The sequence below is a fragment of the Okeania sp. SIO2C2 genome (genome assembly GCF_010692625.1).
GTDB lineage: Bacteria > Cyanobacteriota > Cyanobacteriia > Cyanobacteriales > Microcoleaceae > Okeania > Okeania hirsuta.
The window spans coordinates 281,962-289,057 of sequence record NZ_JAAHGM010000002.1; the positions used below are offsets into that span (position 1 = coordinate 281,962).

The window sequence follows — 7,096 nt, forward strand, 5'->3', positions numbered from 1 at the left end:
TCCTCTTCTTCCCTGCTGAGAGAATCACTTTGATGAGCATAGTTATGACGATTGGAGATTTTTTTTATGTCCAATCAAATGGATTTGATATGATTTATGTCATGTCCGGTAGCATCGGTATTGTCAGCGTGAAGGTAAGGAATAAGCAAGAAGCAAGAGGGAAGAAGGCTTAAAAGCTTGAAACAAGGTAAATTTCCTGTAGATATTCATCTTTGGTTTGACACAAACGCGCCCCAGCGGACATGATATTATGCAAGAGGTCTAATTAAAAAAAATTGGTATAGCAGTCGCAGGAAAGGGCGCGGACATATCAAAAACTGAAAACTCAGACAAAGCTAGATTTTTCCTTCTTCCTTCTTCCTTGTTCTTTCTTTCTTCTTCCTTCTTATTCACAAATCACAACTTGAGGTGCTAATAATAAATTTTCCTCGGATTTGATTAACTGCCCAATACCCAGAAATACACCTTCAATATTATATACCCGTAAAGGATTTTCAGTTTTTTCGTCTTCTATTTCCCATTTTTTTTGATAAGGTAAACGTTGACCTTGACACCATCTTTTGGCATCCTCAATAACTAAAACTATTGCTTGTAAATGTGCCAATGCTACCTCCGGTGATAAGAGACTAAAAGTTTTTTGTTGCAGTTGAGTTTCCATCTCCTCAAAAGTAAGACTATCTTTCAAAGAAAAGCCACTACTTTCTGTTCGAGTTAAAGTAGCTAAAGTCCCTCCAGTATTTAAAACAGCACCTAGATCGCGAGCGATCGCCCGAATATAAGTTCCGGCACCACAAGCGATCGCTAAATCCAGCTCAGGAAAATCTCCACTCCGCCATTCAAGAACTTCTAAACTAGACACTTCTACAACCCGAGTAGGAATTTCAACAGTTTTTCCCTGACGAGCTAAATCATAAAGTCGCTTTCCTTCCACCTGTATTGCACTGTAACTAGGAGGCAGTTGTTCAATTTTTCCTAAGAAATTTGGCAGCACCGCTTCTATATCAGACAATGTTAACTGTGACGCTAGTGTAGATTTAACAATTTCTCCCTCTAAATCATCAGTGGTCGTAATTACACCAAATTTGACTGTGCCACAATAAGCTTTTTCTGAGCGTAGAAACTGTAATAATCTAGTTGCTTTTCCCACGGCAATAGGTAAGACACCAGTAGCAGCAGGATCGAGAGTTCCTCCATGGCCAACACGCTTGAGACGTAGTAACTTTCTTACTTTTGCTACACAGTCATGGGAAGTCATGCCAGATGGTTTGTTGAGATTGAGAAAGCCTTGCATTATATGGGTTTGCACATTATGGAATGATATTGCCAAAAATTAGTTTAGACTTTGAGTAAAAAACCTAATATTAATTATTTTAGCAATTGATTAATCCAAAATCCTGTTCATCAAAAATCTAAAATCATTTGTCACTGTGTAACGCCAGTTTTTCAATTTTACCTTCAGCTAATAGACATCTCCAAGAATCAAAAATCAATATCTATATCCCAAAGAAATTATCAATTCTTTACCCCTACTGCCTACTCCCTACTGCCTACTCCCTATGGGTGGAGGAGATGTCTAATTATCATTACATTTAAGCAACGCCCATTATATTGTTATTCCACCCATAATTTTTCGTTATAGCGCTGTGCGCAGGCAACAGGGGGAATAAATTGCGGATAATATAAGACTTTTAGCTATTTGGCCTCTCCTGCAATTTGTAAATATACCAGCGCTCATTGCTATATTCTTTGATTTTATATCAGGTCTCATTAATTAGACGTAAATATTAATGATCTTCATCAATTATCTTGAGAATCTATCAAATTTCCCCCTAATCCCTAATCCCTACTCCCTACTCCCTACTCCCTAATCAATGTTATTTGTGGGTATTTAAAGAGACATGATATTAGATAATAGTAAAGTCAAGATCGCCTTCTACAACATTCAGCACTATTGCCAGATAATCTTCTTCATCATCCCTCAACCTAATAGCTACACCGTTTTCTCCACCTACAACTGTTGTCTCAAATTCTATGTCACTACGCTCCAAACCATTAATTAATCCAATTTGATCGTCTTCTTCAGGGTTGTAGTCTGTAATAATATCTGCATCTGATGGACTGAGACCACCTGTATTTTCACTAATAGCAAATAAATCTTCTCCTGTTCCTCCAGTTAAAGTATCAGAGTCGCGATCGCCGACTAGAGTATCATCACCTTCACCTCCATCTAGAGAATCATCTTCTTTACCTCCCAAGAGGCTATCATCTTCTAAACCTCCAAAAAGACGGTCATTCCCTTTATTACCATAGAGTGTATCTTCATTTTCTTCACCAAATAGAGAGTCATTATTCCTACCACCCCACAATGTGTCGCTACCATCACCCCCTAGAATAGAATCCTGTTGTTGACCACCGAGTAGAGAATCATTACCTTCACCTCCGAGCAAAGTATCATTATCTCCCTCTCCAAAAATTCTATCTCCTCCGCCTCTACCTTCTATAGAATCTCGACCTCCCATTCCCATAATGAGGTCTGCTCCTGCTGTACCATTGATACTCTCATCCTCTTGTGTGCCGAGAATTTCATTGAATTGATTTCCAGAACTCCCACTTCCATCGGTGCTTGTGCTATTACCACTCCCATCGCCATTACCACCTCCATTGGTATCGTTACCCACTCCTGGCATTGATTCATCAATAATCGAAGGCCTAAAAAAACTAAACAGATCGATTACACCGTTAAAAAGGTCTTCTTGTGTTGCCGTGACCATAAAACTTTACCGAATAACTTCTTTGTGAATAATATTTATATTTATAGTAATAGTATAGATTGGTTAAGACATAAAGTGATACAGTATCCGGATAATTAGTTATCGTATAATTCAGGAGTCAGGAGTCAGGAGTCAAGATTCAGGAGTCAGGAGTCAGGAGTCAGGAGAAAGTAGTGAGAAAGTAGTGAGAAAGTAGTGAGAAAGTCAGGATGAGAGTGGGAAAAATCTTGGGATATTCCGGCATTTTATGTCTGTATTTAATGGAAGTAGAAAGTGAGATAACTGTATAACCGGATTTCATATGATAATGATTTTTAGACAGGAAAATGTTTTTCCTACTGTTTCTAGAGCCAGGGAAACGGAGTTTAGATCGCAAATCTAGAGAGAGCCTTAAAGATTAACACTATATATAGTGTCCTTACGTAAGTCCTGTTTTTAGATGATTTTGCCACTGAATATGGTCTGGGAAAGAATAAAAGAGTTCTACTGGTCATCGATCAAGCCGGTTGGCATACCAGTCATAGTTTGAAGATACCAGAGGGTTTAAATTTAATCTATTTACCTGCCAAGTCACCAGAACGACAACCAGCAGAACGTTTGTGGCCTTTAACTAATGAAGTTGTGGCCAATAGCTCTCCCCTTTCTTTAGATGAACTTGAAGAACTATTAGTCTTTCGGTGTCAACAACTAATGATATCATGTCCGGTAGCATCGGTATTGTATAGCAAGGGTAGGGAACACCGGAGCTGGGAACAGGGAACAGTCAGGAATACCTAAGAGCAAGAAAAAAACTTAAATTTCCTGTAGATATTCACCTTTGGGTTTACACAAACGCGCCCCAGCGGACATGATATGAAACAGCATGATTTAATACAAGGACTAACTTGCTTCCATTGGTGGCCTCAAACTAGGGCTGTTCAATTATAAGCGATCGTTCGAACTTGACATCCTCCCGACGTTGCGCTTACGCGACAACGCGGGATTCCCCAACATCACTGATAGGGGCTTTCTGCTTCCTCTTGACAGAGGAGCTGCGCTAACATAGCACCTGCCTCCAAGGCCGAACCTCTTTTCGGTCTTACGGTCGCTCCACAGACTGACACTGCTAGCCCAGCAGCCTTATGATCTTTACTATAGCATACTATTGTTAGAACTGCAAAATTGATTGGTTTTCCCATACGACGCTCCCCTACGGGAGAGCGCGGGTCTTCAACCAACGTTGAGATAAAGGTAGTTTGTGTTGGCGGAGCAAGTGCGGCAGCTATATCGTCATCTTTTTGGCCATAAAGTTTGAATACTGCTACTGTAATGATTCTGGCTTTATTATAAGTGATCATCCGAACATGATATTAGACTGTTATGAAATCACTGGAGGTAATGTCATTTGCTATTACCCCTTCAAGTACAGTTAAAACTTCATTAGTGAGGGTGACCTTAACTTCAGTGCTTGTACCTGCATTTTCAATCGTTAATTCGCTGAAAGTTAAACCGTTAGATAATCCAAGTTTATCGTTATTAACTTCAAAGTCTGTAATAATGTCAGTTCCATCTCCTTGACTATAGATAAATACATCATTACCACCACCACCAGTTAGGGTGTCATCACCAAGACCACCTGTAAGTTGGTTGGCAGAATTATCACCTATAAGTTCATCATCACCATCAGAAGCAATCAAGTTCTCAATATTTGTTAAAGTATCTTGAGCGACAACCGTATTGAGCATAGCATCTTCCCAAGTTACAGCTATCTTATCGTAACCACTAGGTATTAGATGAAAACCATCGCTAGTGAAATCACTAGACTCTAAAGGTGTATTAAAAATATCTACGAAATGTACATTATGTCCACTAGATTTTCTGGGTTCAACTATTTCACTAGGTATTCGCTCGTTAAACTCCTCAGTTCTCGCTTCTCTGTCCGAGTTACTAAAGTTTGGCAAAATAGATGCAACTAAAATTTGTGATTCTGGTAGTGCTGTGATCATTCGATCTACCAGAACACCAAGGTCTGCAAGAGCAGTATCTGGACTATCCCCTCCATTAATATCATTTGTACCTGCCATCAATAAAACCATATCAGGTTCATAAGTGGCTAAGGTATCTTCAATATTTGTGTATCTTGCCACTGATGGGTGATTTTTACCTCGAGCATTATTGACGTTATCTGTAAGTTGATTAATAGTGAATCTACCACGACCTTCGTGGTCTTGATCAATATCAGAAGGACCACTGTATGCTGTACCAACAAAATCTATATTGTAGCCAGCACCATTTAAAGACCTCCATAATTCATTACGATAGCCACCAATGCTGGCATCACTAGGATATCCGCGAGTGTTAGAGTCGCCTAGAGGTAAAATTTTAAAGTCTTCAGACCAAGTTTCAAACTTACGGCTGACTTCACCAGTCTCAAGGTTAGCAATAAGTCCACTGGTCTTGTTGCTAGCATAGCTGACTGTATCTTCACCCTCATCGCCATCGTAGCTGTTGTTACCAGAGCTACTGACGAAATTATCATCACCAGGACCACCGTTAAAAGTATTATCTCCACCTAAACCATTATCTGGAGAAGAAGCATCATTGTCTACAACTGTTAACACCGCTGTCTCCTCAGTGCCGAGGGTTGCTCCTCCTGTAGGGGAGGATAAAGTTAGATTAATTGTTTCGTCATTCTCTTGCTCACTGTCATCAACAATAGAGATATTAATTGTTTTCTCTGTTTCTCCATCTGCAAAATCAACTGTTATGGGAGTGCTGTCATAATCATTATCTGCTGTGGCTGTACCGTTAGAGGGGGTAACTGTCACACTGACTGCTCCATCACTGCCACTGCTACGAGTAACTATGACGGCACCTTGAGTAGTACCATCTTCATTTATGCTGTAAGTGGTGTCGCTAAAGGATAATGTTCCTGGTGCTGGCTCTGGTGCTGGTGCTGGTGCTGGTGCTAGCCCTGGTGCTGGTGCTAGCCCTGGTGCTGGTGCTGGTGCTGGTGCTGGTGCTGGCGCTGGTGCTGGTGCTGGTGCTGGCGCTGGCGCTGCAACAGGGATAAATTCAATGTAATCAAATCTTGCCCTCTCCCCTGCCTCTTTTTCACCGTTAAGGGTGATGTTTTCTCCATTATTAATCTGTAGACTTGTAGCAATAGTCCGCTCTACAAAATTTTTACTACTCACCGAGCTACTACCCAAATTTTGGTCAAATACCCAGGAATCAATGGTCTCATTACCAATTTCTACTGAAACAGAAGATTGACCATCTTTTTCATCATAGTAACCTACTACTACATTGTATGTACCTGTATCTCCTGTAAACTGAGTTGTGGCACTACCTTCTGTGTAGCCTGAGTTCGAGATAGAGACTACTGCATCACCTGAAGCTACACTTCTGGATTCAGATTTGTAGCCACTTAGAGTCATGTCTTCTGCTTCTATACGCAATGGTGAACCACTATTACCATTATCTGGAGAAGAAGCATCATTGTCTACAACTGTTAACACCGCTGTCTCCTCAGTGCCGAGGGTTGCTCCTCCTGTAGGGGAGGATAAAGTTAGATTAATTGTTTCGTCATCCTCTTGCTCACTGTCATCAACAATAGAGATATTAATTGTTTTCTCTGTTTCTCCATCTGCAAAATCAACTGTTATGGGAGTGCTGTCATAATCATTATCTGCTGTTGCTGTACCGTTAGAGGGGGTAACTGTCACACTGACTGCTCCATCACTGCCACTGCTACGAGTAACTATGACGGCACCTTGAGTAGTACCATCTTCATTTATGCTGTAAGTGGTGTCGCTGAAGGATAATGTTCCTGGTGCTGGTGCTGGTGCTGGTGCTGGTGCTGGTGCTGGTGCTGGTGCTGGTGCTGGTGCTGGTGCTGGTGCTGGTGCTGGTGCTGGTGCTGGTGCTGGTGCTGGCCCTGGTGCTGCAACAGGGATAAATTCAATGTAGTCAAATCTTGCCCTCTCCCCTGCCTCTTTTTCACCGTTAAGGGTGATGTTTTCTCCATTATTAATCTGTAGACTTGTAGCGATAGTCCGCTCTACAAAATTTTTACTACTCACCGAGCTACTACGCAGATTTTGGTCAAATTCCCAGGAATCAATGGTCTCATTACCAATTTCTACTGAAACAGAAGATTGACCATCTTTTTCATCATAGTAACCTACTACTACATTGTATGTACCTGTATCTCCTGTAAACTGAGTTGTGGCACTACCTTCTGTGTAGCCTGAGTTCGAGATAGAGACTACTGCATCACCTGAAGCTACACTTCTGGATTCAGATTTGTAGCCACTTAGAGTCATGTCTTCTGCTTCTATACG

The 7,096-nt window shown here is 41.0% G+C and carries 4 protein-coding genes and 1 pseudogene; 1 reads left to right on the forward strand and 4 read right to left on the reverse strand.

The window, feature by feature from the left end; all coding sequences use genetic code 11:
- Nucleotides 1-385: 385 nt before the first annotated feature.
- Complete coding sequence (gene truB / locus F6K18_RS02105; RefSeq protein ID WP_287518210.1) at nucleotides 386-1,291, reverse strand: tRNA pseudouridine(55) synthase TruB; 906 nt, start codon at nucleotides 1,289-1,291, stop codon at nucleotides 386-388.
- Between the two features lie 613 nt (nucleotides 1,292-1,904).
- Nucleotides 1,905-2,771 carry a calcium-binding protein gene (locus tag F6K18_RS02110; RefSeq protein ID WP_287518151.1) on the reverse strand — a complete coding sequence of 289 codons (867 nt, stop codon included), beginning with the start codon at nucleotides 2,769-2,771 and terminating at the stop codon, nucleotides 1,905-1,907.
- A 435-nt stretch (nucleotides 2,772-3,206) separates the two neighbouring features.
- Here F6K18_RS02110 and F6K18_RS02115 point away from each other — a divergent pair.
- A pseudogene (locus F6K18_RS02115) lies at nucleotides 3,207-3,548 on the forward strand (transposase); the annotation flags it as partial.
- A 215-nt stretch (nucleotides 3,549-3,763) separates the two neighbouring features.
- Here F6K18_RS02115 and F6K18_RS02120 read toward each other — a convergent pair.
- Both F6K18_RS02120 and F6K18_RS02125 read right to left on the reverse strand, forming a co-directional pair.
- Nucleotides 3,764-4,108, reverse strand: coding sequence for a hypothetical protein (locus tag F6K18_RS02120; protein WP_287518153.1), 345 nt, complete (start codon nucleotides 4,106-4,108; stop codon nucleotides 3,764-3,766).
- Between the two features lie 12 nt (nucleotides 4,109-4,120).
- The coding region (locus F6K18_RS02125; protein WP_287518156.1) for a Calx-beta domain-containing protein at nucleotides 4,121-7,096 on the reverse strand (2,976 nt) is incomplete at its 5' end.

What these genes read in the sequence shown, in the direction of transcription:
- truB (WP_287518210.1), bottom strand. Translation starts at nt 1,291, where the DNA reads ATGCAAGGCTTTCTCAATCTCAACAAACCATCTGGCATGACTTCCCAT.
- F6K18_RS02110 (WP_287518151.1), bottom strand. Translation starts at nt 2,771, where the DNA reads ATGGTCACGGCAACACAAGAAGACCTTTTTAACGGTGTAATCGATCTG.
- F6K18_RS02120 (WP_287518153.1), bottom strand. Translation starts at nt 4,108, where the DNA reads ATGATCACTTATAATAAAGCCAGAATCATTACAGTAGCAGTATTCAAA.